Origin of the sequence: Nibribacter koreensis (genome assembly GCF_039541795.1) — a bacterium.
In the GTDB taxonomy this organism is placed as follows: domain Bacteria; phylum Bacteroidota; class Bacteroidia; order Cytophagales; family Hymenobacteraceae; genus Nibribacter; species Nibribacter koreensis.
In genome coordinates, this window is record NZ_BAABGX010000002.1 from 1,313,333 (window position 1) to 1,333,751 (window position 20,419).

Genomic DNA, 20,419 nt, shown 5'->3' on the forward strand with positions numbered 1-20,419 from the left:
TTAGGGTATTTCTGAGAAATTAGCCTAAAAACGAAAAGACGTCGTACCATTCATCACAACATTAAGCAGGAGGGTTACACAACATCTAATTCTGCTGATTCGAAAAACGAACAACGAATAACCAGTAACGCGCCCATGCCAGACCCAGACTTCTTCAAACCCGTTTCCCATTCCCGCACTACGCTCACCGAGCTGATGATCCCAAGCTATGCCAACTTTGGCGGGAAGATTCACGGCGGTATTCTGTTGTCCTTGATGGACAAGGTAGCCTATGCCTGCGCGGCCAAGCATGCGGGCAATTACTGCGTGACCGTGACAGTAGACGGCGTGCATTTTCTACAGCCTGTAGAAGTGGGCGAGTTGGTCAGCTTGTTGGCTTCGGTGAATTACGTGGGTAGAACGTCTTTGCTGGTGGGCATTAAAGTGATTGCCGAGAACGTGAAGACCGGTTCTGTCAAGCACACCAACACGTCATACTTTACCATGGTGGCCAAAGGCGAAGACGACAAACCCGCCCAAGTACCCGGCCTCACCCTAGAAACCCCCGAAGACGCACGTCGCTTCATTGAGGCCCTGCAACGCAAAGAAATCAAAGCCCGCTCTGAGCAGGAGTTCAAGGAGATTAAGACCAAGCTGGAATTGCAACAGCATCTTCCGGTTTTGCAAGGGCAGCGCTGTCAAATGGCCTTTGACCTATAAGTTATCCACAGGCGTTTTTGGTCTATTTCTGTGAAATTAGGCCAAAAATGGAATTTTAAGGATTATAGTAACGGCGATAGCAATCTGGCTAGTTTCTCAAAAAGCTGTTTTACCTTGGAGCGGTTGCGCCACTCGTCTGGGTCAATCTTCTTGGCGTCCTTCAAGTCTCGGTAGAAGGCATTGTGCAGCTGTTGAGAGATTTCCTTGTCATAGACCACGGCGTTTACTTCAAAGTTTAGTTCAAAGCTTCGGTTGTCCATATTGGCGGTGCCCACCATGGACATGTTACCGTCAATGACCATGGTCTTGGCGTGCATGAAACCTTTCTGGTACAGGTAGATTTCCACACCCGCCAACAACAAATCATCATAGTAAGACCAGGCCGCGGCGTTGACTAGCGCAGAATCTGCGATGCCTGGCACCAACAGCTTTACAGAAACGCCACCCATGGCCGCTACGCATAAAGCGTTCAAAATGCTTTCGCCGGGGATGAAATACGGGGTAGTTATCAACACCTCTTCCTGTGCCAGATAAATGGACTGCAGCAAGGAGAAGAGAATGGTAGATGTTGGGGAATCTGGTCCGCTGGCCGCTATCTGCACCCTACAATGGGCATCTGGCACGGGCTCGGCAATGAAATAATGCTCCTCTGGGTGCAAGAACTGCCCCGAACAGAAATTCCAGTCACAGAAGAATAGGTATTGTAGATAATAGATGCCCGGGCCGTCAATGCGCAGATGGGTGTCTCGCCAGTAAAGCGTCTGCTTGTACGCTGGGTTATTGGTATAACGGTCTGCTATGTTGAGGCCGCCTACAAAGGCCGTCTTGGCGTCAATGATGATGATTTTACGGTGATTGCGGTAATTCAATCTATTGGCAAGTAACCAGAAATGCACCCTGTGGAACGGATGTGCCTCTACGCCCGCCGCTGCCAAGTCTGCCACGTACCGCCGCCTGATAGACCGGCTCCCATAGTCATCATAAATCAATTTGACCTGCACGCCCTCCCTAGCCTTTTGAATGAGCACGTCTTTAATCTGATTGCCTATTCGGTCATTGTCTATGATGTAGTACTCAATATGAATATGATGCTTGGCTTGCTTAAGGGCTTCCAGCACCTCAGGGAATTTCTCTTCGCCATTAAGAAGTACCTTGACTTTGTTGCCAGCTGTCAAAGGGCTAAAACTGTCTCTGAGCAAAAGCTTGATCAACTCTTTGTTGGCTTTTACCTCTGGGCTGCTGGTTTGCAGGTTCTTTTCTGAGTAGGCCGTCACGCGCTGTTCCAGTTCACTCATAAAGACCTCATCCTCAATCAGCTTTTTGGTATAGATGCGGCGTTTCTTGTAGTTAATCCCGAAGGAAAAGTAAATGATCATGCCCAAGAACGGCACAAAAATGGCGATGAGCAGATACGCTAGGGTCTTGGACGTGGAGCGGGTGTCATAGATGATGCGCAGACAGACCAGCACCAAAATGACCGTGTAAATACTGTTGCCCACCAGTATCCAATTCTCCTGGTCCAGCAGAAAGTCAAACGGCGATGCCTGTAATTTTTGTCTGAGGTTCTCTAGCATAGAGTTTACCTGTGGATAAGTATAGTTTTAACGAATTTCTTGACCCTCATCTGGCTTAAAAATCCTGTGGAAAAGCTGCTTGACGGTATGGCTATCCCACCCCTTAAAACGGCCTCTCTGTACGGCTAGCGTATTATCCAGCTTGGGGTTCAAGTAATAATGGAAGGCAAACGAAGAAGTAGTATCTCGCCAACCCATCACCTGCCCAAACCTGAGTACATTAAAGAGCAAGGTATCCTGCTTCTGTTGGGCAGTATAATAGCCTGCGGCAAACTGCTTAAGGGCTTGTACCTCTTGCTGGTCTGGATGCTCTGTTAATAAATGGCTGTTTCTAGGATAATAAGTAAATGCGGTAGTGGCGTCTTGCTTTTCAAACACAGACCGGTAGCCTATGTGATACCCGCTGTCTGAGGCCGCTACTACGTACCACAGCCAGTTGTTAAAAGCGGTGGGCGTGGTGAAATAGCTTTGCACCCGCAGGCCCTGTTTTGCTATGGAAGCGTCTACTCCCCGGTTGACTTCGGCTTTGTTCACGTTGGCGTAGCCTAGGTAGCCAAGCGGTAGCAACAAGCCCAAAATTGCCCAGCCTTTTCTAGCCTGAAGGGTGGTCCCTCGCACAAACAAAAGCGCCAAAACAGCCAAGATGGGCCAAATGGTAAACAGCGGGTCGGCTACGTAGAGCAAATGCCAGGAAAAACGCGTCTCACTGAAGGGCAACCACAAACCAGTGCCATACGCATTGCAGGTATCTAGCAGGTCATGCAGAAAGATTTGACCCAGAAAAAATAGCAAGAACGCTGTGAAACCCACAGTTCGGGTCTTCGGCCATTTGGCTAAAATAAAAGCCAGTAACAAAGCCAAACCAGCCCCGAAGACAAAGGAATGCGTGATGCCTCTATGTACTATAAGGTTCTGGGAGAAGGGTAACCACAGGGCCGCTACAATGTCTATGTCCGGCAGGTTCTGCGCAAGGGCGCCTACCCAAAGCGCGTGCCGGCCCAGCTTCTTGCCTAGCGTCAGTTCTCCTATACAAGCCCCAATGGCGGCGTGTGTCAATGAATCCATAACAGTGCAAATGTGGTGGGTGTACGTCTTAAATCAAAAAGGCGTTTTTGGCCTACTTCTTAGAAAATAGCCCAAAAACGCCTTACAGCAATAGAACAACTGCTATTCTTTGGTGAAGATATACTTGCCGGCACCCTGTTTTAAGGTGAACTGGTCATACACCCCCGCCTCATTGGCCTTAAACTCAATCTCAATGTTAGCGGGATCAAACACAAAGGTCTGTGCTGATCTTGGCTCTAAGTTAAACGCCGACTGCCCCTGCGCCTGCGACATCAGCTTGTCTCCTTCTTTGAACATGGTCACTTTTAAGGGAAACTGCTGTGAGACAAACGTGCCCTCATACTTACTCAGGTCCAGGCTAAGGTTTTTAGGGGTCTCATATGTTGGGATCTGGTAGGGCAGGTTAAACATGATGCTCTGGATGCCTATATGGGCGTTATTAGCGCTCATGCCCAAACCATTGAAGGTAGTAGCCATGGTCAGCTTCTGCTCAGGAAAGTACTTGATCATGGACTGGAACCCGTCAATGATGCCGCCGTGGCCGTATCCTACATGATTGTTAAAGGAATACTTTTGCAAGCCCAGACCATAGGCGTCTTTCATGGTTTTCATTTTTTCCAAGGAAGTTTGGGAGATGAGCTTGCCATTTAGCAGTCCTTGGATAAAGATGGCCAAGTCCTTAGTGGTAGAAACCACCGCACCAGCCCCGTGCGGAATGCTCATGTCTGTCTCTGGGGAGGCAGTCCATTGGCTGTTGACAAACGCATAAGAAGAAGCCTCCTTTTTGTTTTTATCAATCTTTCCGCCGTAATAGGTATCCTTCAACTTGAGTTTATCCACAATCTTTTTCTGCAGAACCTCTGCGTACGGCTTCTTGGTGACGCGCTCTACAACATAGCCCAGCAATACATAATTGGTGTTGCTGTAGTCATAGTTGGTACCGGGTTCGGCCTTTGGCTTCAATGATGCCATGATGGACAGCATCTCTTCCTGCGTTTTGGGTTGCGTCATGTACAACCCATAGGTGGGCACTGAAGTAAAGCTCGTCAACCCACTGCGGTGGTTCAACAGATGTTCAATGGTGATGGTAGACGCATTTTCAAACTGCGGAAAGTAGGTAGAAAGCGGCGTGTTTAGACTCAGCTTCTTCTCATCCACCAATTGCAGAATAAGTGTAGCCGTGAAGGTTTTAGAAATAGACCCAACCCGGTATCTGGTGGCGGTAGTAGCCTTATCCTTGCCTTGATCAGCGATGGTGGCGTAACCAATGGCCCTATTATAAACCGGCTTTCCATCCTGGTAAACAGCCACCGTGCCCATGATTTTGTCCTTACTTTCCATCACGGATAGTAGGCTGTCCATTTTGGCTTTATTGAAACCCTTTTGTTGAGCCTGCGCCACGCCCATAAATGGCAAGGATACCACTAAGCTCACGGCTGCTAATTTCCTGAGATTCATATCTGATTTTAAATAAGATTATCTGATAAATGAAAAGTGAAAAGGCGTTTTTGGGCTAAAATCTGTAAAACAGCCCAAAAACGCCTTTAAGGTATCGCTAAGCTAAAAAGACCAAACGTCTAATCATCTCGACTCCAACCCTGTGGATAACTACACCGTGAAATAGCTCTCCAATTGTTGGAGCGTAGTTTCATTGGTCTTCATGTCTTCTACTACCCTGCCTTTTTCTAGCAGCACAATGCGGTCGCAGACTTCAATCACGTGGCTTAGGTCATGGCTGGATATCAACATGGTCATGCCTTGGCGTTTTAGGTCTTTCAAGAGGTTCTTGAGGCGTATCTGTGAGCTTGGATCCAGGTTGGCAAAAGGCTCATCTAAAATCAGCAGCTCTGGGTCTGCCATGGCCGCGGCGGCCACGCCCACTTTCTTCTGGTTTCCTTTAGAGAAGTCTCTGATGTACTTGCGCTGGCCCAAGATTTCGCCGTTAAAAAAGTCTTGGAACCGCTCCAAGAAGGCCTGTATGTCTCCCTGGCTTAAACCGTTCAACTTGCCAATAAAGTTAAAATACTCTTCTGGGGTGAGGTAGTCAATTAAGAACCCTTCATCCAGGTGAGAGCCGGTGTACTGCTTCCAGTCCTCGGTGGTGCGTACGTTCACGTCTTTGCTCAAGACCTCGCCGCCAGACGGGCGTATCAAGTCCAGGATCATCCGGAAGAAGGTGGTCTTACCGGCACCGTTGTTGCCTACCAGACCAATGGTTTCTCCTTTGTTAATGGCCAATGCCGGAATGTCTACCACGGTTACGCCATTGTATCTTTTCTGAAGGTCGCGTACTGTTATCATATGCTTTATATTTTATCATGGGTGTTAAGCATTCTACTTAAACATCCATGCGGTAAATGACTAGTTTTTAAACGGTTAACTTTTACTAACTCTCCCAAGAAGCTTGGGTTATCCACACCTAGGCTGTCTGCCTGAAACCAGCGGCAATCTCATACTTCTGGGCGGTGAAGCGTTTCACTACCACCCCTATCAACTGCTTATGGAAGATGAAACCCATGATGCCCAAGATACCAAGCGTGGCTATGCCCCAGTAAGGTTGACCCAATAAATTGAAAGGCAAGAAGATTAAGATGGGCCCCAGCAGTATAGGCAACATCAAGATAAACTGAGAGGCACCCACGCCTTGCCAGTTAAAAGAGGCGCTCTTGCTCAGGTCAATGCGCTTCTTGTTGAACGTGCTCATATACAGCACCACAAACGTATTAATGCCTATGTTATAGAGAAAGCAAGCCGTATTAATGAGCATGATTTTACCACCAGCCTCCGGCAAAAGGCCATACAGCAAGGTAACAAGATAGGCTATCACACAAGCAGGCACAAACATCCAGAACTTGGCCAGATAAAACTTGTAGGGGCTTAGGCGCTTGGTCAGGAGTGCATCAAAATGAGCGCTTTGCCAGCCTGGCACAAACTGACCATAGCTCATCATCACAAAGCCCGTCATGAAGATGCCCGGAAAGATCATCATCACAAAGCCGTCTGTGTACATCTTGTTCAAGTAGAACACAAAACCGTACGCCAGAAAGAAGACAGACATCACCAGCACAGAGCGTGGGCGCTTGTGCCGCTGGATCAGGCGCAACTCCAGGCCAATCAAAGTCCCTATCTCGCCAAAACGCTGAAGGAACCCAATCTCTGAGCTGTCTCCTACTTTAGACGCTTTGTTCACCCGCATCTCTTCTGGATAGGTATGAGATATCAGGAAACTGTAGTTAAGATAGTATACTGCTGCCAGCAAAATCAGGGGCACTATCACCCAGATAGGCTGCGTACCCAAGGCATTGAAGAAGCTTCTGGAGCTGTCGCTTAAAGAGATGTAGTTGAGGTAGTCTGCCAGGGCCAAGCCAATCACGGCCAGCAAGAAGCCAAACGTCACCAACGGTTTTTCTACCAGCTGGCGCTTTACATAGAGCGTAATGAAGTTGTTCACCAGCGTGAGCAGGAACAGACCCAGTACCCACATCCAGGTGCCGGTCATGCCATACACCGCCGGCAAGGTTTTTACCGCAAAGGGAATGAACAAGAACAGCGGCAGGAAGTTGAAGAGGCTGGTAATGGACTTCCAGAGCACAAAATTGACCAGCCTGGACTTGCCCACCGGCAGATGCAGATACGGCTGAATGCCCAGCACCGGCAACTCCTGCAAGAAGAAACGCATGGCCAGGTCAATCAAAAAGTAGTAGAGCAAACCGCCGTTGACCATGGCCAACGTTTCTTTGCCCGGAAACATGTAGTTGAGGATGTTGTCCAGAAAGAACCCCAGCATCACCACATACAAGAGCATGAGGAGCATGAAGAAGCCCAGCACCAGATTCACGGTCAGGTTTTTCTGCCAGACAGAGGACCGGGTGGTTTCTTTCCATTGGTGCGAAAGAAGAAGTGAAAGCATAAGCAGGTTGTTATTTGGTAGTTTGTGTGTTTAGGCTATTAGTCCTTTAACTTACCAAAATATTACAAGCTCGGCCTGAATTCTTTACCAATAGATAGAAAAAACGCTATGTATGCCAGATGAAAGACCAGAATTGGAGCTAAGCTGCAACCTCCAGGCTTTCAAGTTCATGAAGCGCGCCTCTCAGGTTCTTTAGGTGATTGCCATACATCTGACGGATGTACCACCGCAGGAAGATATAGCCAAACACGCCGCCAATCACAAAGCCAATAATCAGTCGCAGAGACAACTGCTCCCAGGGCAAATGGGAAAGGTTGATGCCTTCGCCTAGTTTCAAATACACCAACTGACCCGCCGCCAAGCCAATGGGCGCAAACAGGACGTTGCTCCAGAAATAGAGTTTGGTGAGGCCAGTGAGCATCTCGGTGAGGTTTTGCAGCGTGCCGCGCAGGTTCTCAGAGGTCACGTTCAGGCGGCGCAGGTACTGCAGGCGTCCCAAGAAATAGCCCAGGAACGGCAGGCAGATGACCACAATCACCATGCAGAGTATTTTGAACACCATGTCATCCTGCACCAATACCACGCCCACGCCAAATAATAGCACCGTGAACAAGAGCATGGCCAGCTCAAAGTACATGTTCTTCTTGAGCTTGGTGACCGCATTCTGGGTGCGGGTTTTCAAAAGACCGCTAATCTGGTCTTCGGTGACCTGGTGGACTGCCGCCGTCTGAGCGGCATACACCTGCCAGGCGTCTTTGAGGCTATCTAATTTCATCGTACACAGGAGTAAGCAGTTTCTCTAGCTTGGCTTTGATGCGGTTTAGTTTCACGCCTACGTTAGATTTGGTGATCCCGATGATCTCGGCAATCTCATCATAGGACTTGTCTTCTAAATAGAGCATCACAATGGCTTTTTCCACTTGAGACAACTGGTCAATGGCGGAGTAGAGGTACTTGATTTTTAGTTCGTATTCAGCAGAGGTGTCTGGGGCCGAGGGTATCTGCAGGTCTAGGTCAGAGAGCGAGCCGTGGTGCGGCCTTCGGGATTCCTTCCTAAAACTAGAGACGGCGGTGTTCAAGGCCACGCGATACATCCAGGTGCTTACTTTAGATTCGTGCTTAAACGTAGGATAGGACCTCCAGAGTTGCAACACTATCTCCTGGAACAAGTCTTTTCGTTCCTCGGGGTCACGACAGTACATGCTACAGACCTTGTGGATCAAGGCCTGGTCCTGTGCAATGAGCTTGACGAATTCTTTCCTAAGCGCCGGATTTTCCACCGTAGTCTAAAAGTTTACCCCTATTGGTAGCCTAAGCCACAGGTAAATTACAGATTCTAGCCGATTTGCGGTAAAATTGTTGACGGCTGGTTGCTGATTGTTAGTTATCCTGCTGGTTTACCCCTCCCGTTTTCAGGCTGTTTTCAGGAAAATAGCCTGAAAACGGCGCCTTTGCAGGTGGCCTTTGACAATAGCGTAGTTCCGCGGAACGACGCTACAATCGGCAGACGGTCGCAAGGCCCGGCCTGTCCCGTGAACCAAGATAAAGCAAACCGTGCGCAGCACGCGTGACTCTGCAGCGACATTGGCTGGTTTTGCTTGAGGAAAGTTCATGGATAAGCAAGCCCAAGCAGAATTGGAACCGAAACCAGTCTTGGTTCTGAGCGCCTCTGTTGTTTCGTCGCCTGAAAGGCGGGGCCAAAGGCCCAGAGTACAACAGCAGTGCGAAGGGCCAAGACGAGGCCCCGCGGCCTTGAGCGCTTAGCGGAAGAAATGAAACAAGGCTGTGACTTCGCACTGGAAAAGACAGTAGTACTTAGGCATAGCCAAAGCCAGTGCGCCAAGTCTTTCCCAGAGAGTAATGGCAACTAGAGCGGCAGTCTCAGTCATTGGTGACAACACCAACAACGGCGAACAAGGCAGTGAGTGCGCACCGGAGAAAACGACATTACTCAGCAAAAGCCAAGACCGTGCACACAAGTTATAGCGTAAAAAAAGCCCCAGCAGTAGTAAACTGCTGAGGCCTTGGCATTTTTGGTCTGTTTTGACGGAAACAGCCTAAAAACGATGTCTGATATCAAGGGAAAATACCCAATGACTGATAGCTCACGCCAATTTTCTCAATGGCACTATAAAAACCAGCGGTGCGCAAATCCGTGATAGTGGACTTTTGCTTGGTTACTTCACGTATCTCATGGTAGGCGGTGATCATGGTGTCTTCCAGACCCGAATAAACCAAGTCCCGCTCATCGGCGCCATGAATGATGAGTTCCTTTTCCTCAGGTGACAGGCTTTTGCCGGTGTTCTTCTCAATGGTGTCTACTAAACGCTTCAGGCTGGCTTCTTCGGCGCGCTTGCCCATGCGGCCAAACCGTACGTTGGACAGGTTCTTGAGCCACTCAAAGTAAGAGACGGTCACCCCACCCGCGTTCAGGTACAAGTCTGGGATGATGACAATACCGCGGGCCAGTAGAATGCGCTCGGCCTCCTGGGTCACCGGTCCATTGGCGCCTTCCGCAATGATTTTGGCTTTTATGCGCGCGGCGTTGTCCTGGTGGATGACGTTTTCCAGGGCGGCGGGCAATAAGACATCGCACTCATGTTCCAGCAACTCACTGGAACTTTCCAAATAGGTGCAGCCATGGAAGCCTTTCACACTGCCATTCTGCAGGCGGTATTGGAAAAGCTCGTCTACGTCTATGCCGTTAGGGTTATATATGCCGCCTTCGCGCTCGGCAATCCCCGTGATGATGGCGCCGGCTTTCTGGCAGTAGATGGCGGCATGGTAGCCCACGTTCCCCAGCCCCTGCACTATGATACGCTTGCCCTCAATGCCCGGTGTTAAGCCCAACAGCTTTATAATCTCTGTGTCAGCTAGAGCCTCACGCAAGCCAAAGAACACGCCCAAGCCCGTCGCCTCGGTCCGGCCTCTAATGCCGCCCTGGCCTACCGGCTTACCGGTTACGCAGCCCAGCGCGTTGGTCTCGCCGTATTTAAAGGTGTGGTAGGTATCTGCTATCCAGGCCATTTCGCGGGCGCCGGTTCCGTAGTCAGGCGCGGGTACGTCCATGGCGGGGCCTATGAGGTTCTTCTTGATGAGCTCACTGGCAAAACGACGGGTTACTTTCTCTAGCAACTCAACGGAAGACGTTCTAGGGTTGATCTTCACGCCGCCCTTCGCGCCGCCAAACGGCACGTCTACCACGGCGCACTTAAAGGTCATGAGCGTAGCCAGGGCCACTACCTCGTCCTCGTCTACGTGCATGCTGTAGCGGATACCGCCTTTGGTGGGCAGCTTGTGATGGCTGTGCTGGGCACGTATGCCCTCAAACACTTGCACTTCGCCGTTTATCTCCACCGGAAAATTCACCTTGTAGACGCTGTTGCACGTCCTTATCTGGGCCAGAATGCCTGGGTTAAGGTTAGAGTGCTTGGCGGCATTGTCATAGTAGTAGTGGACGCTGTCTAGGAATTCTCTTCCGGGGGCTACATTGGCGCTCATAGTTTTCTGTTGGTTGATGACTAAACTAGAACGTACTAACCCTTGACTGCGTTGCTCCCTTTTAAATGTTCCACGGAGAACAATGTTGGAGACGTAAGATGTAAGACACAGGACTTCATGCTATGCCCATAGTTCGTTTTTGGTCTGTTTTCTGGAAAAGAGGCTAAAAACGAATAGTAAAACCAGGTATGGCACTATGCTAAGATTGAGTTTCTGGGGATTAATGCAGAAATTACAAGGCTATAAAGAACAAGTTGGCCTGTTTTAGTTATTGCTTTAAACCCTGGCCTGCTACTTTGCTCTAAGACCCAAAACCACCCTACACAAACAACCATGTTTAAATTTTCCACCGTTGCCTTGGCGGGCGCCTGCACCTTATTGATGAGTGCACCGCTGGCTCAGGCCCAGTCAATTGTAAGAATAGACCCGGTTATCAAGAAAATGACCGAAGAGGTCTCGGCCCAGGAACTGGAGCGCCTGGTGCGCAGCCTGGTAAGCTTTGAGACCCGCCACTCGCTTAGTTCCACCAAAGATAAAAAGAAAGGCATTGGCGCCGCCCGCAACTGGGCCGAGGCCGAGATGCAAAAAGCCGCCGCCTTGTCAAATGGACGCATGACCGTGACCCAGGACAAGTTTTTGGTGAAGGCCGATGGACGCCGCGTCAAGGAAGACATAGAGATGGCCAACGTCATGGCTACGCTCAAAGGCACCGACCCCAACGATGACCGCGTGTTCATAGTGAGCGGGCATATTGACTCTAGAAATACAGACGTGATGGACGCCGTAGGCAAAGCACCCGGCGCCAATGACGATGGCTCCGGAACTGCCGCGGTGATTGAACTGGCCCGCGTCATGGCCAAGCAGTCGTTTCCAGCTACTATCATTTTTGTCTGCGTGCAGGGAGAAGAACAAGGCTTGATTGGGGCCCGCCACCTGGCCGAGCGCGCCAAAAAGGAGAACTGGAACCTGGTAGCCATGCTCAACAATGACATGATTGGTAACTCTTTGTCAGATGAGACCGGTCTGGCAGACAATACCCGCGTGCGTATCTTCTCTGAAGGCGTACCTGCCCTGGAAACCCCAGAAATGATTGCCATGCGCAAAAGCACCGGCGGCGAGAATGACAGCCGAAGCCGCCAATTGGCCCGCTACATGAAAGAGATGGCCAGCCGCTACGTGCCGCAGCTAGACGTGGTCCTAAACTACCGCACCGACCGCTTCCTGCGCGGCGGCGATCATACCCCTTTCAGTCAATTAGGCTTCACGGCCATACGCGTCTGCGAGATGAACGAGAACTACCAGTATCAGCACCAGAACGTGCGCACAGAGAAAGGCATTGCCTATGGCGACTTCCCGGAGCATGTGGACTATGAGTACGTGCGCAAGAACACGGCTATGAACCTGGCTACCTTGTCTAACCTGGCTTTGGCGCCTTACTCCCCGGAGAACGTGGGCGTGGTCACCAGCAATCTCACCAACAAGACCGAGCTGAAATGGGAAGCCCCTGTCAAAGGCAAACGCCCGGCTGGTTACTACATCTTAATGCGGGAAACGTCTTCGCCTATGTGGGAAAAGAAAATCTACATAGACGGCGGCAATACCACTACTACCATTCTGCCCTACTCCAAAGACAACTACTTTTTTGCAGTACAGTCCGTTGACGCAGAGGGCCATGAAAGCCTACCTATCATGCCCAAACCGATAAGATAAGAACGCAAGCCCCTCTCCTTCTGGTGAGGGGCTTTTTTTGTTCGTCCGTTTTTGGGCTATTTTCTGGAAAACAGGCAAAAAACAGCCCGGCAGTTTACGCTGTAGGGCTGTTTGTTTTAAGGGCTTTGCCGTATAGACACGGTTAGTGCCCGTGCCGTGTAACCTTTCCTAGAATATTGTGGTTTATGAATATACACGTTGCTGGCAACAACTCCCTGTATTCTTGGTTATTCACCAGACAGGCAGTTTGACAAAACCGCTGTATTTCCTTTCCCATTACCGCTCTCCTACGCTATAGAAACATATTTATGCATCGTTCTTATTTCTTCTCTTGCCTGCTGCTGCTGCTCCTTTTGTTGGGCACAGGACTCCAGAACAGTACTGCCCAAAAAGTAGGATTGGTCTTAAGCGGCGGCGGCGCCAAAGGTCTGGCCCACGTGGGCGTACTCAAGGTGCTGGAGAAAAACCAGATTCCCATTGATTACATTGTGGGTACCAGCATGGGTGCCGTAGTGGGCTCTCTATATGCTGCGGGGTACTCGCCGCAAGACATTGAAGACCTGGTGCTGTCACCTAAGTTCCAGTACTGGGTGTCTGGCAAGCAATTAGAAGACCGTGCCTTTAACTACTTCAGTCTGGACCCATCACCGGCTGCCTTGCGGTTACCGCTTACCCTTCAATCCAGCCTGAAAGTACAGACCACTGGTGGTTTGATCAGTGACGTAAACTTGAACTACGCGCTGGCGTCTACGCTGGCGGCGGGCGGGGCCATTGCCAACTATGACTTCAACCAATTATTTGTGCCGTTCAGGGCCTTAACCGCCGAGATTTTCACGCGTCAGCAGATTGTGCAGCGCAAAGGCTCCCTGGCAGATGCGGTGCGTAACTCTATGGCCGTGCCGCTGGCGTTCAGGCCCATTAGGCAGTCAGACGGGCGCTATCTGTTTGACGGCGGCTTGTTCAACAACTTCCCCACAGACGTGATGCGCTCAGAGTTTAAGCCAGACGTGATTATTGGGGTGAACGTGGGCGATGTCTCCTTCAAGAAATACCCGCATGAGAAGGACGATGAGATTCTGGGTACTTCTTTGGTATTTTTAAGCTTTGACGTGGCAGACACACTGGCCGTGGGCAAGAACGGCATTCTCATTCAGCCAGACCTAGAGGGCTTTGGGACCACTGACTTTGCCAAGGTGAAGGAATTAATAGACATAGGCACCAAAGCCACTGAGGCCAAGCTGGACCAAGTGAAAGAGCGCATAGGCCGCCGCGTGGACACAGTAGATTTGATCAAACGCAGAGCAGCCTTTCAGGAAAAGGCCCCCCCTACCCGTTTTGACCGCGTGCGCGTATCTGGCCTCAAGGAAAATCAGAATGAGTACGTACGCAAATTCTTCCTGAAGAAAGGCGACTACTATACCATTGATGAGATTGAGGAAGGTTACTACCGCCTGGCGGCCAATGATTTCTTTAGAGGCATCTACCCGCGCATTCAGTATGACCCGGCCACCAAAGGCTATGTGTTAAGCGTAGACGCCCAACAAAGCAACAACGCCACCGCCGAGGTGGGCGCGGTTTTTAGTACCCGGCCTGTGGATAACTTGTACATGGGGCTAGAGTACCGGCACCTAACCAAGCTGTTGTATACGGTGGGCATCAATGCCAACGTGGGTAGGTTTTACACCGCAGGCCAGTTTGGGTTTAGGGTGAATGTGCCGTCCAGGTTGCCGTTTTATATGGAGCCTTCTGTCATGTACAGCAGTTTGAACTACCAGAACACCAGCTCCATCTTTGACCGCGAGGCCGCCAGCACCCAGGTACGCCAGCGCGATTTCAAAGTAGGTTTACAGGCCGGCCTGAGCCACAATTTTAGGGGCAGGTTTGTGTTAGACGGTGCTTTTTTCTCTAATGAAGACGAGTACGCCAACATTGAAGACGTGTCTTCTGATGACAAGCTAGACGAAACCGATTTAACTGGCCTAACAGCCGCCTTCCGGTTTGAGCGCAACTCTTTGAACCGCAAGATGTACTCTACCAAAGGACACCGCGCCGTATTGGGGCTGCGCGCCGTGCAGGCTACCGAGTTGTATAGACCGGGTTCTACCTCCATCATGCCAGAAGGCCGCGAAGAAGACCATACCTGGCTTCAATTCTCAGCTATTTATGAGGGCTATTATGAGGCAGAGGACAGAAAGAGCAGCTGGGGCTATTTTGCTGAAGGCATGCTGAGCACCCAGGGTCAGTTCTCTAATTTTAGGTCTTCCTTGACCAGTGCCCCTACGTTTCTTCCCTTGCCAGACTCGCGCACGCTGTTCCTAGACAATTACAAAGCCACTCGCTACGGAGCCTTAGGCCTAAGGTACTCCCGTAACTTCCTGACCAAGTTTGAATGGCGCACAGAGGCTTTTACCCACATCATTCACCAGCCTTTGCAAGAAGGGCCTGAGCAACGCGCGGTGCAGAAAGACGGCTTTAGCAGACCCTACCTGACTGCCAGTACCGGCATTATTCTGCAACTGCCCATTGGTCCGGCGGCCTTGCACGTGATCCATTATGACAATGACGCGCACCGGTGGTCTGTGTTTGGACACGTGGGTTTCTTGCTCTACAGAGGCCGCAGCCTGCAATAGTTAACCTAGTTTGCCTTAGTCGTTTTTAGCCTGTTTTTATGAAAAGAAGCAAAAAACGATAGTTGAGGCGACTCTTTGACAAGCCTCTTTTTGGCATGAATTGCTGTGGATAACCTAGGATTAGCAGCCACAAAAAACGCCCGCCTATCAGGGTCAGGTCCTGAGTAGACGGGCGTAAGGCCAAGGCGTTTTCTAGCCATTTCCCAGAAAACAGGCCAAAAATGAAATGCTAGCTACGGCGCTTCACAGATCCAGAACCACTCACGCGACTGTCAATTCTAGGCGAACCCTCATAAGACACGCGGCCGCTACCAGAAATGGTAGACTTGAGACTGTCCTTGGCTTTAATCTCGCAGGAGCCAGAGCCTGAAATTTTTACGGTGGCTTCTTTCGTCTCAAACTCATAGCCCTTCAAAGAGCCAGAGCCGCTGATAGAAGCCATAGCATGGTTGCTTTCGCCCTTTAAGTAAATATTCCCTGAGCCTGAGATTTTGCTTGACAGGTTATCCACATCTGCCTGCAAGGTAATACTCCCAGATCCGCTCACGGCCAAGTCCATACGCTCGCCTTTGAAGGTGTCTTTAGAAACCAGTTTGCCTGATCCGCTAACAGAAACAGCCTCTACTACAGGCGTGGTAATGTAAATGTTGACGCGTTTCTTATCATCAGATCCCCAGCTAATCCAGGAGCCGGTGTCTTTGCGTCTTATGTATAATCTGCCGTCCTTTACCTCGGTTATCAACATATCCAATTGGTCTTTGTCGCCTTCTACCCTTACGCTATGGCTGTTGCCTTTCCGCAATTCTACATGGGCAGGATAGCCTAGGCTTATCTTAGTAAAAGCACCCACGTTTCTATCTTCCTGTTCTCTTAAAACGGTAGAGAATTTAAATGAGGCCAAAGTGGTGGCTAGGGCAACTAGCAGAAGGGCAGTGAGTAGAGAATGTCTTTTCATGGTTTTTGAAGTAAGGTATATTCCAAAGATGAAGACTTAAGGGAAAGGGTTGCTTATAGCCTAAGATATTTTTTGATGTTCCTTTATTAAATAGTCAGGTACTATATGTTTTATGCGCAAGGTATCTAAGGCGTTAACTCTGGTGGGGTTTGAATTAGCCCAGCTTCTATTCTTTCTTAAGGTGGGTTTATTTTATTAGCATGGCTGGAAGCGTTGCTCTCTTATGTGTTTAGTTTTTGCACTTGCTTTGGCAGCAGTTTTTGCCGCCGTTGCTGGTGTTCTCACCAACGACCAAGACTGCTTCTCCAGCTGCAATCCCATTGTACACTGCTGTTCAAGTGCACACCGTTGGCTGTTCCTGAGAAATACCGTCTTTACCGATGCGCACCACCTTTCTTGTTGCATCTTCTCCGCTAAGCGCTCACGGCCGCGGGGCCCCGTCCTGGCCCTTCGCACTGCTGTTGTACTCTGGGCCTTTGGCCCCGCCCTGGCGGGCGACGAAACAACAGAGGCGCTCAGGACCAAGACTGGTTCTGGTTCCAATGCTGTTTAAGCCTGTTGGTTGATTACTGTTGGTTGGAGGTAAAGTCCGTCCCTGTCGCTGCAGAGGCATTCGTGCCAAGGCACGGTTTACTTTATCTGCTGGCACGGGTCCGGCGTAGGCCTGCGGCCGTCTGCTGATTGTAGCGGCGTGGCACCGATACGACGTGGTCCAGCGCAGCAATCAACCGCCCCATCCGGAAAAACGTCCTCTGCAAATGGAAAGAAATTCATCCCTGCCCAGAAGGAAGGCCCATGCAACTTAACCGCTACTGGTAGCGCTTAGAGACGCTTTTACTAGTAGGCATTTGGTGTATGAGGTTCTTGATTACAAAGGGGTAAATGAAATTTCTAATCAAGAACTACTGGTCAGTGTACATCTAGTTAGGAAAGAGCAGTCATACATCCAATTCTGTAGGATCATCTTGAATCTTGCCTGTCCAATAGCGATGTATTTGCTTTACAAGGATTGGGTAAGCGTCTTCGTTTTTAGCCTCTTTTGCCAGAAATAGCCCAAAAACAGCAAGAGCGGCCCTGGGGGTTTGGCCGCTCTTGCATGTATGAACAATAGGATGGATGGGTTAAAAGGTAGTGGAAACGGGTGCGCTCAAGACGCCGTTTATCTGGTGCCAGGTGCCATTAGAAAACGGCTGGTCTGCGTTGGTTATCTTAACGCCATCTATTAGAATAGCGCCTTTCTTTTTGAGTATTCGTAGGGAACCGCCGCCGAAGGTTTTTAGCCGCGCCCCATCATGCATGTCTTTGGTGGTAACGTTGCCCTGCACAATGTGCTGCGATAGAATAGTCTTCAGCTCATCTGGGGTCTTGCTTCTCAATTGCACCAAGCCTTCTTCTGAGGGCGCAAAGAAGGTATAAGCGCCTGCGCTAGATAGAACAGGCATAAGCCCCGCCTTAGTCACCAAGTCCAGTAAGTCTTTTTGATTACTACTTACAATCCCTTCGGCGATGGTGGTCAACGGCAACTTGGCTGTGCCGGCCGTAGAGGCGGTCACTACCTGCGCGTGGCTAGTGACTGGTATCGCCAGACTTATGCTTAGCAGAAACGCTGCCTTTAAAATACGCAATTCACGCTTCATCTTATTAACCTCCGTTCTGTCTGTGTATGTAATATATACGCAGATTTGAAGAAATAAGATGAGCCCGCTTACAAAGGGAAAATACAATATTTATCCTATAATTAATTCTAAGAATCTAGGGAAGTATTCTGGTACCAGACCCACCGTAAACACCACCCCAAAGAGCGCCCCGTAGAAGTGGGCACTATGATTGATGCCATCGCCGGCACGTCTGGCTTGGTAATAGGAATAGGCTAAATACAAAGCGCCAAAGATGTAGCCTTTGATGGGCAAAGGTATTGGGAAGATGATGAGTTCTGAGGTTGGGTTGAAGTAAATACTAGAGAAGATAATGGCCGCTACCCCACCAGACGCTCCTAATGAATAATACCCTCTGTCATTTCTATGCTTAAAATAGGTTGGCAGATCTGACAGCACGATGGCTCCCAAGTACAAGGTCAAGAATAAGACAATGCCCATGGTTGGCCCAAAGATGGCTACAAAGTACTGCTCTACCACTCCCCCGAACATATAGAACGAGAACATGTTAAAAAACAAGTGCCCGAAATCTGCGTGCAGAAAACCAGAGGTTAACAAGCGCCACCACTCATTGTCTTGGGCCACCGTCTGCGGGTGATGCACCCAAGCCTCCATGAGGTTCTGGTTGCGCCAGGCGTAGATGGAGATGCCAACGGTGATAAGGATGAGTATAATGGTGATGCTAATAGGGAAAGGCATGGTTGGTGATGATTGGTAGATATTGAAATAAGATAAGAGCCCTCTTATGGCCTCAAATGATTGCAGGGTCTAAATGCCCTATTTATTTTAAATTAAGCTTATTAGCAGACAGATAAGCGGCAAGATTCTTAAATATCATCGTCTCACTGTTTACTTGTAGCTCACATTTCTTAGATGTGATGTCTTTGCCTTTTTCATCCGTCATTTTATAAGTGCTGTCTATTCTGGTAAAAGATGGCGAATACAAGTTGATTACTTTCTCCCTTGTTACGTCGTCCACTAATTCATTATTGGGACAAAAGGTATTAAAAGCGCTTACCAGCTTCTCAAACGCAAACGTCTTGCCTTCTTCTGTAAAGTAGTGGCTATACATTATGTCCCAATCGCCGCTTTCACTGTAAGGCATTTCTGCTATTCTAATGATGCGTCCTTGGCTGTCCAATTGAAGATTAAAGGTGCTCTCTACCTCTTCTGGCCAGTTGTTATTTACTACCTGCGTAAGCTCTCCGCTGTTGGGGAGCTTCACCCAAACCTGAAACTGCTTTCTGTTTGGGGTAAGTAGCGTATCCTTAATTTCAACATCAAACAGTGAATCAATTAAGGCCTTCTTTTGACGTAACGCCTCCTTAACAACTATTGTATCCACAGTAGCTCCTATCGTAGAAACTTCTACAGTTTCATTCCCAATAGAATCACCTTGCTTTGATGTACAGGCAAAGGATGATAACGCAATCAAAGCCAGCCCTACTACTTTATGCATCACAGACGGGTTTTATACATCAAGCTCTATAAAAGAAATTACTTTTGAAAGAGCTACTTAGATTGTTGATGAGAACACCAACAATGGCGAAAAGGTAAAACTGCTTAGGGCAACCGCAAGGGATTGCCCCTACCTTGAAATGCTTATAATATGCTTTGCTCTCGTTTTTGGCCTATTTTATGTAAAACAGCCTGAAAACGAAAGCCCATTTTCACATCTCCACATTTTCAAATTTTCACATCTCCTTAGCTATCCCGCTCTATCAATTGAATGGCCAACGTTCTGAGCAAATCCTTCTTGTTATTCAAAGCATTCACTTCCTGCAGGTGGTGCAAGGCCTTCTGGAAGTAATGGTTAACCTGGGTTTGGGTGATGTCTTGGATGTTGAGACGGTCATAGATGGCTTTCACGGCCTCTACTTTATCCACATCCGTTCTGCCCTGCCAGCTTAGCAATTCTTTCTGCTCCGTAGCCGAAGCGCGTTCTAAGGCAGTTAACAGCAGGTACGTTTTCTTGTCTGAGACAATGTCTCCACCTACGCGCTTGCCAAACTTGGCCTGCTCACCGTAGACATCCAGTAAGTCATCCCGCAATTGGAAGGCTAAGCCCATGTTGATGCCAAACTCCTTTAAATGCTTGGCATCTTCAGCATCGGCGTTATTTAAAAGCGCGCCAAGTTCTAAGCTGAAGCCCAGCAAAACGGCTGTCTTCAGTTTAATCATCTCCAGGTACTCGTCAATGGTCACGTCCTGGCGGGTCTCAAAAAGCATGTCCAATTGCTGGCCTTCGCAGACCTGGGCGGCGCAGCTACTGAACAGTTGCAGAGCCATGGGCAGTTTGGCGGGTTCAATGCCTATGAAGTACTCATAGGCCCGCACCAGCATCACATCTCCGGAGAGAATAGCCACGTTGGTGTTCCATTTCTCATGCACCGTGGCTTGTCCTCTTCTAATAGGTGCCTGGTCCATGATGTCATCATGCATGAGCGTGAAATTGTGGAAAACCTCTACACCAATGGCCGGCATCACCGCCTTTTCTACGTCATCCTCAAACAGATATGCGCCCAGCAAGGTGAGCAAGGGACGTATGCGTTTGCCGCCCAGTTGCATAATATACTGGATGGGCTCATACAGCTCCCTGGGGTTTTCACCATACTGGAGCGTGGAAAGGGTTTGGTTGATTCTCTCGGAGAATTGGGAGATATCCACAGCGGTATTCTTTAATTGTGTTGTCAAAAAAGTAGTTGAAAGGAGGCTACTTT

At 49.4% G+C, this 20,419-nt stretch carries 17 protein-coding genes; 4 read left to right on the forward strand and 13 right to left on the reverse strand.

Annotated features, from left to right (window positions below):
- The first annotated feature begins 135 nt into the window (after positions 1 to 135).
- Entirely contained in the window at positions 136 to 699 is a 564-nt protein-coding gene (locus ABD880_RS12960; RefSeq protein WP_345166782.1) for an acyl-CoA thioesterase, read from the forward strand.
- 62 nt (positions 700 to 761) lie between these two features.
- On the opposite strand, the gene cls is transcribed toward ABD880_RS12960, so the two are convergent.
- The 7 genes from cls to ABD880_RS12995 all read right to left on the reverse strand — a co-directional run bounded on the left by cls (position 762) and on the right by ABD880_RS12995 (position 8,528).
- On the reverse strand, positions 762 to 2,273 hold the full coding sequence (gene cls / locus ABD880_RS12965; RefSeq protein ID WP_345166784.1) for a cardiolipin synthase: 1,512 nt from the start codon (positions 2,271 to 2,273) through the stop codon (positions 762 to 764).
- Positions 2,274 to 2,300: 27 nt separating this feature from the next.
- Complete coding sequence (locus ABD880_RS12970; protein ID WP_345166786.1) at positions 2,301 to 3,338, reverse strand: metal-dependent hydrolase; 1,038 nt, start codon at positions 3,336 to 3,338, stop codon at positions 2,301 to 2,303.
- Positions 3,339 to 3,440: 102 nt separating this feature from the next.
- Positions 3,441 to 4,796 carry a serine hydrolase domain-containing protein gene (locus ABD880_RS12975; protein WP_345166789.1) on the reverse strand — a complete coding sequence of 452 codons (1,356 nt, stop codon included), beginning with the start codon at positions 4,794 to 4,796 and terminating at the stop codon, positions 3,441 to 3,443.
- Between the two features lie 150 nt (positions 4,797 to 4,946).
- Positions 4,947 to 5,639, reverse strand: coding sequence for an ABC transporter ATP-binding protein (locus ABD880_RS12980; protein WP_345166792.1), 693 nt, complete (start codon positions 5,637 to 5,639; stop codon positions 4,947 to 4,949).
- Positions 5,640 to 5,757: 118 nt separating this feature from the next.
- On the reverse strand, positions 5,758 to 7,248 hold the full coding sequence (locus ABD880_RS12985; RefSeq protein ID WP_345166794.1) for a DUF5687 family protein: 1,491 nt from the start codon (positions 7,246 to 7,248) through the stop codon (positions 5,758 to 5,760).
- A gap of 139 nt (positions 7,249 to 7,387) precedes the next feature.
- Complete coding sequence (locus ABD880_RS12990) at positions 7,388 to 8,023, reverse strand: hypothetical protein (protein ID WP_345166797.1); 636 nt, start codon at positions 8,021 to 8,023, stop codon at positions 7,388 to 7,390.
- Positions 8,010 to 8,528 carry an RNA polymerase sigma factor gene (locus ABD880_RS12995; RefSeq protein WP_345166800.1) on the reverse strand — a complete coding sequence of 173 codons (519 nt, stop codon included), beginning with the start codon at positions 8,526 to 8,528 and terminating at the stop codon, positions 8,010 to 8,012. The genes ABD880_RS12990 and ABD880_RS12995 overlap by 14 nt, the downstream gene beginning before the upstream one ends.
- A gap of 580 nt (positions 8,529 to 9,108) precedes the next feature.
- Here ABD880_RS12995 and ABD880_RS13000 point away from each other — a divergent pair.
- Positions 9,109 to 9,234, forward strand: coding sequence for a hypothetical protein (locus tag ABD880_RS13000; RefSeq protein ID WP_345166802.1), 126 nt, complete (start codon positions 9,109 to 9,111; stop codon positions 9,232 to 9,234).
- Between the two features lie 90 nt (positions 9,235 to 9,324).
- On the opposite strand, the gene ABD880_RS13005 is transcribed toward ABD880_RS13000, so the two are convergent.
- Positions 9,325 to 10,749 carry a Glu/Leu/Phe/Val family dehydrogenase gene (locus ABD880_RS13005; RefSeq protein WP_345166805.1) on the reverse strand — a complete coding sequence of 475 codons (1,425 nt, stop codon included), beginning with the start codon at positions 10,747 to 10,749 and terminating at the stop codon, positions 9,325 to 9,327.
- 333 nt (positions 10,750 to 11,082) lie between these two features.
- Between ABD880_RS13005 and ABD880_RS13010 the strand changes: the two genes are divergently transcribed.
- Both ABD880_RS13010 and ABD880_RS13015 read left to right on the forward strand, forming a co-directional pair.
- On the forward strand, positions 11,083 to 12,459 hold the full coding sequence (locus ABD880_RS13010) for a M20/M25/M40 family metallo-hydrolase (RefSeq protein ID WP_425575831.1): 1,377 nt from the start codon (positions 11,083 to 11,085) through the stop codon (positions 12,457 to 12,459).
- 308 nt (positions 12,460 to 12,767) lie between these two features.
- The gene (locus ABD880_RS13015) at positions 12,768 to 15,089 is read left to right on the forward strand and encodes a patatin-like phospholipase family protein (RefSeq protein WP_345166808.1); all 2,322 of its coding nucleotides are present in this window, start codon (positions 12,768 to 12,770) and stop codon (positions 15,087 to 15,089) included.
- A gap of 229 nt (positions 15,090 to 15,318) precedes the next feature.
- Here the strand turns inward: ABD880_RS13015 and ABD880_RS13020 are convergent, their stop codons facing one another.
- The 5 genes from ABD880_RS13020 to ABD880_RS13040 all read right to left on the reverse strand — a co-directional run bounded on the left by ABD880_RS13020 (position 15,319) and on the right by ABD880_RS13040 (position 20,366).
- Positions 15,319 to 16,044 (reverse strand): head GIN domain-containing protein, encoded by a 726-nt coding sequence (locus tag ABD880_RS13020; protein ID WP_345166811.1) that lies wholly within the window; start codon positions 16,042 to 16,044, stop codon positions 15,319 to 15,321.
- Positions 16,045 to 17,165: 1,121 nt separating this feature from the next.
- The gene (locus ABD880_RS13025; protein ID WP_345166814.1) at positions 17,166 to 17,681 is read right to left on the reverse strand and encodes a fasciclin domain-containing protein; all 516 of its coding nucleotides are present in this window, start codon (positions 17,679 to 17,681) and stop codon (positions 17,166 to 17,168) included.
- Positions 17,682 to 17,771: 90 nt separating this feature from the next.
- On the reverse strand, positions 17,772 to 18,398 hold the full coding sequence (locus tag ABD880_RS13030; RefSeq protein ID WP_345166815.1) for a rhomboid family intramembrane serine protease: 627 nt from the start codon (positions 18,396 to 18,398) through the stop codon (positions 17,772 to 17,774).
- A gap of 82 nt (positions 18,399 to 18,480) precedes the next feature.
- The gene (locus tag ABD880_RS13035) at positions 18,481 to 19,158 is read right to left on the reverse strand and encodes a hypothetical protein (protein WP_345166816.1); all 678 of its coding nucleotides are present in this window, start codon (positions 19,156 to 19,158) and stop codon (positions 18,481 to 18,483) included.
- Positions 19,159 to 19,403: 245 nt separating this feature from the next.
- Positions 19,404 to 20,366: a polyprenyl synthetase family protein gene (locus ABD880_RS13040; RefSeq protein WP_345166818.1), complete on the reverse strand. Its 963-nt coding sequence runs from the start codon at positions 20,364 to 20,366 to the stop codon at positions 19,404 to 19,406.
- Positions 20,367 to 20,419: the final 53 nt, after the last annotated feature.

What these genes read in the sequence shown, in the direction of transcription:
- ABD880_RS12960 (WP_345166782.1), top strand. Translation starts at nt 136, where the DNA reads ATGCCAGACCCAGACTTCTTCAAACCCGTTTCCCATTCCCGCACTACG.
- cls (WP_345166784.1), bottom strand. Translation starts at nt 2,273, where the DNA reads ATGCTAGAGAACCTCAGACAAAAATTACAGGCATCGCCGTTTGACTTT.
- ABD880_RS12970 (WP_345166786.1), bottom strand. Translation starts at nt 3,338, where the DNA reads ATGGATTCATTGACACACGCCGCCATTGGGGCTTGTATAGGAGAACTG.
- ABD880_RS12975 (WP_345166789.1), bottom strand. Translation starts at nt 4,796, where the DNA reads ATGAATCTCAGGAAATTAGCAGCCGTGAGCTTAGTGGTATCCTTGCCA.
- ABD880_RS12980 (WP_345166792.1), bottom strand. Translation starts at nt 5,639, where the DNA reads ATGATAACAGTACGCGACCTTCAGAAAAGATACAATGGCGTAACCGTG.
- ABD880_RS12985 (WP_345166794.1), bottom strand. Translation starts at nt 7,248, where the DNA reads ATGCTTTCACTTCTTCTTTCGCACCAATGGAAAGAAACCACCCGGTCC.
- ABD880_RS12990 (WP_345166797.1), bottom strand. Translation starts at nt 8,023, where the DNA reads ATGAAATTAGATAGCCTCAAAGACGCCTGGCAGGTGTATGCCGCTCAG.
- ABD880_RS13000 (WP_345166802.1), top strand. Translation starts at nt 9,109, where the DNA reads ATGGCAACTAGAGCGGCAGTCTCAGTCATTGGTGACAACACCAACAAC.
- ABD880_RS13005 (WP_345166805.1), bottom strand. Translation starts at nt 10,749, where the DNA reads ATGAGCGCCAATGTAGCCCCCGGAAGAGAATTCCTAGACAGCGTCCAC.
- ABD880_RS13010 (WP_425575831.1), top strand. Translation starts at nt 11,083, where the DNA reads ATGTTTAAATTTTCCACCGTTGCCTTGGCGGGCGCCTGCACCTTATTG.
- ABD880_RS13015 (WP_345166808.1), top strand. Translation starts at nt 12,768, where the DNA reads ATGCATCGTTCTTATTTCTTCTCTTGCCTGCTGCTGCTGCTCCTTTTG.
- ABD880_RS13020 (WP_345166811.1), bottom strand. Translation starts at nt 16,044, where the DNA reads ATGAAAAGACATTCTCTACTCACTGCCCTTCTGCTAGTTGCCCTAGCC.
- ABD880_RS13025 (WP_345166814.1), bottom strand. Translation starts at nt 17,681, where the DNA reads ATGAAGCGTGAATTGCGTATTTTAAAGGCAGCGTTTCTGCTAAGCATA.
- ABD880_RS13030 (WP_345166815.1), bottom strand. Translation starts at nt 18,398, where the DNA reads ATGCCTTTCCCTATTAGCATCACCATTATACTCATCCTTATCACCGTT.
- ABD880_RS13035 (WP_345166816.1), bottom strand. Translation starts at nt 19,158, where the DNA reads ATGCATAAAGTAGTAGGGCTGGCTTTGATTGCGTTATCATCCTTTGCC.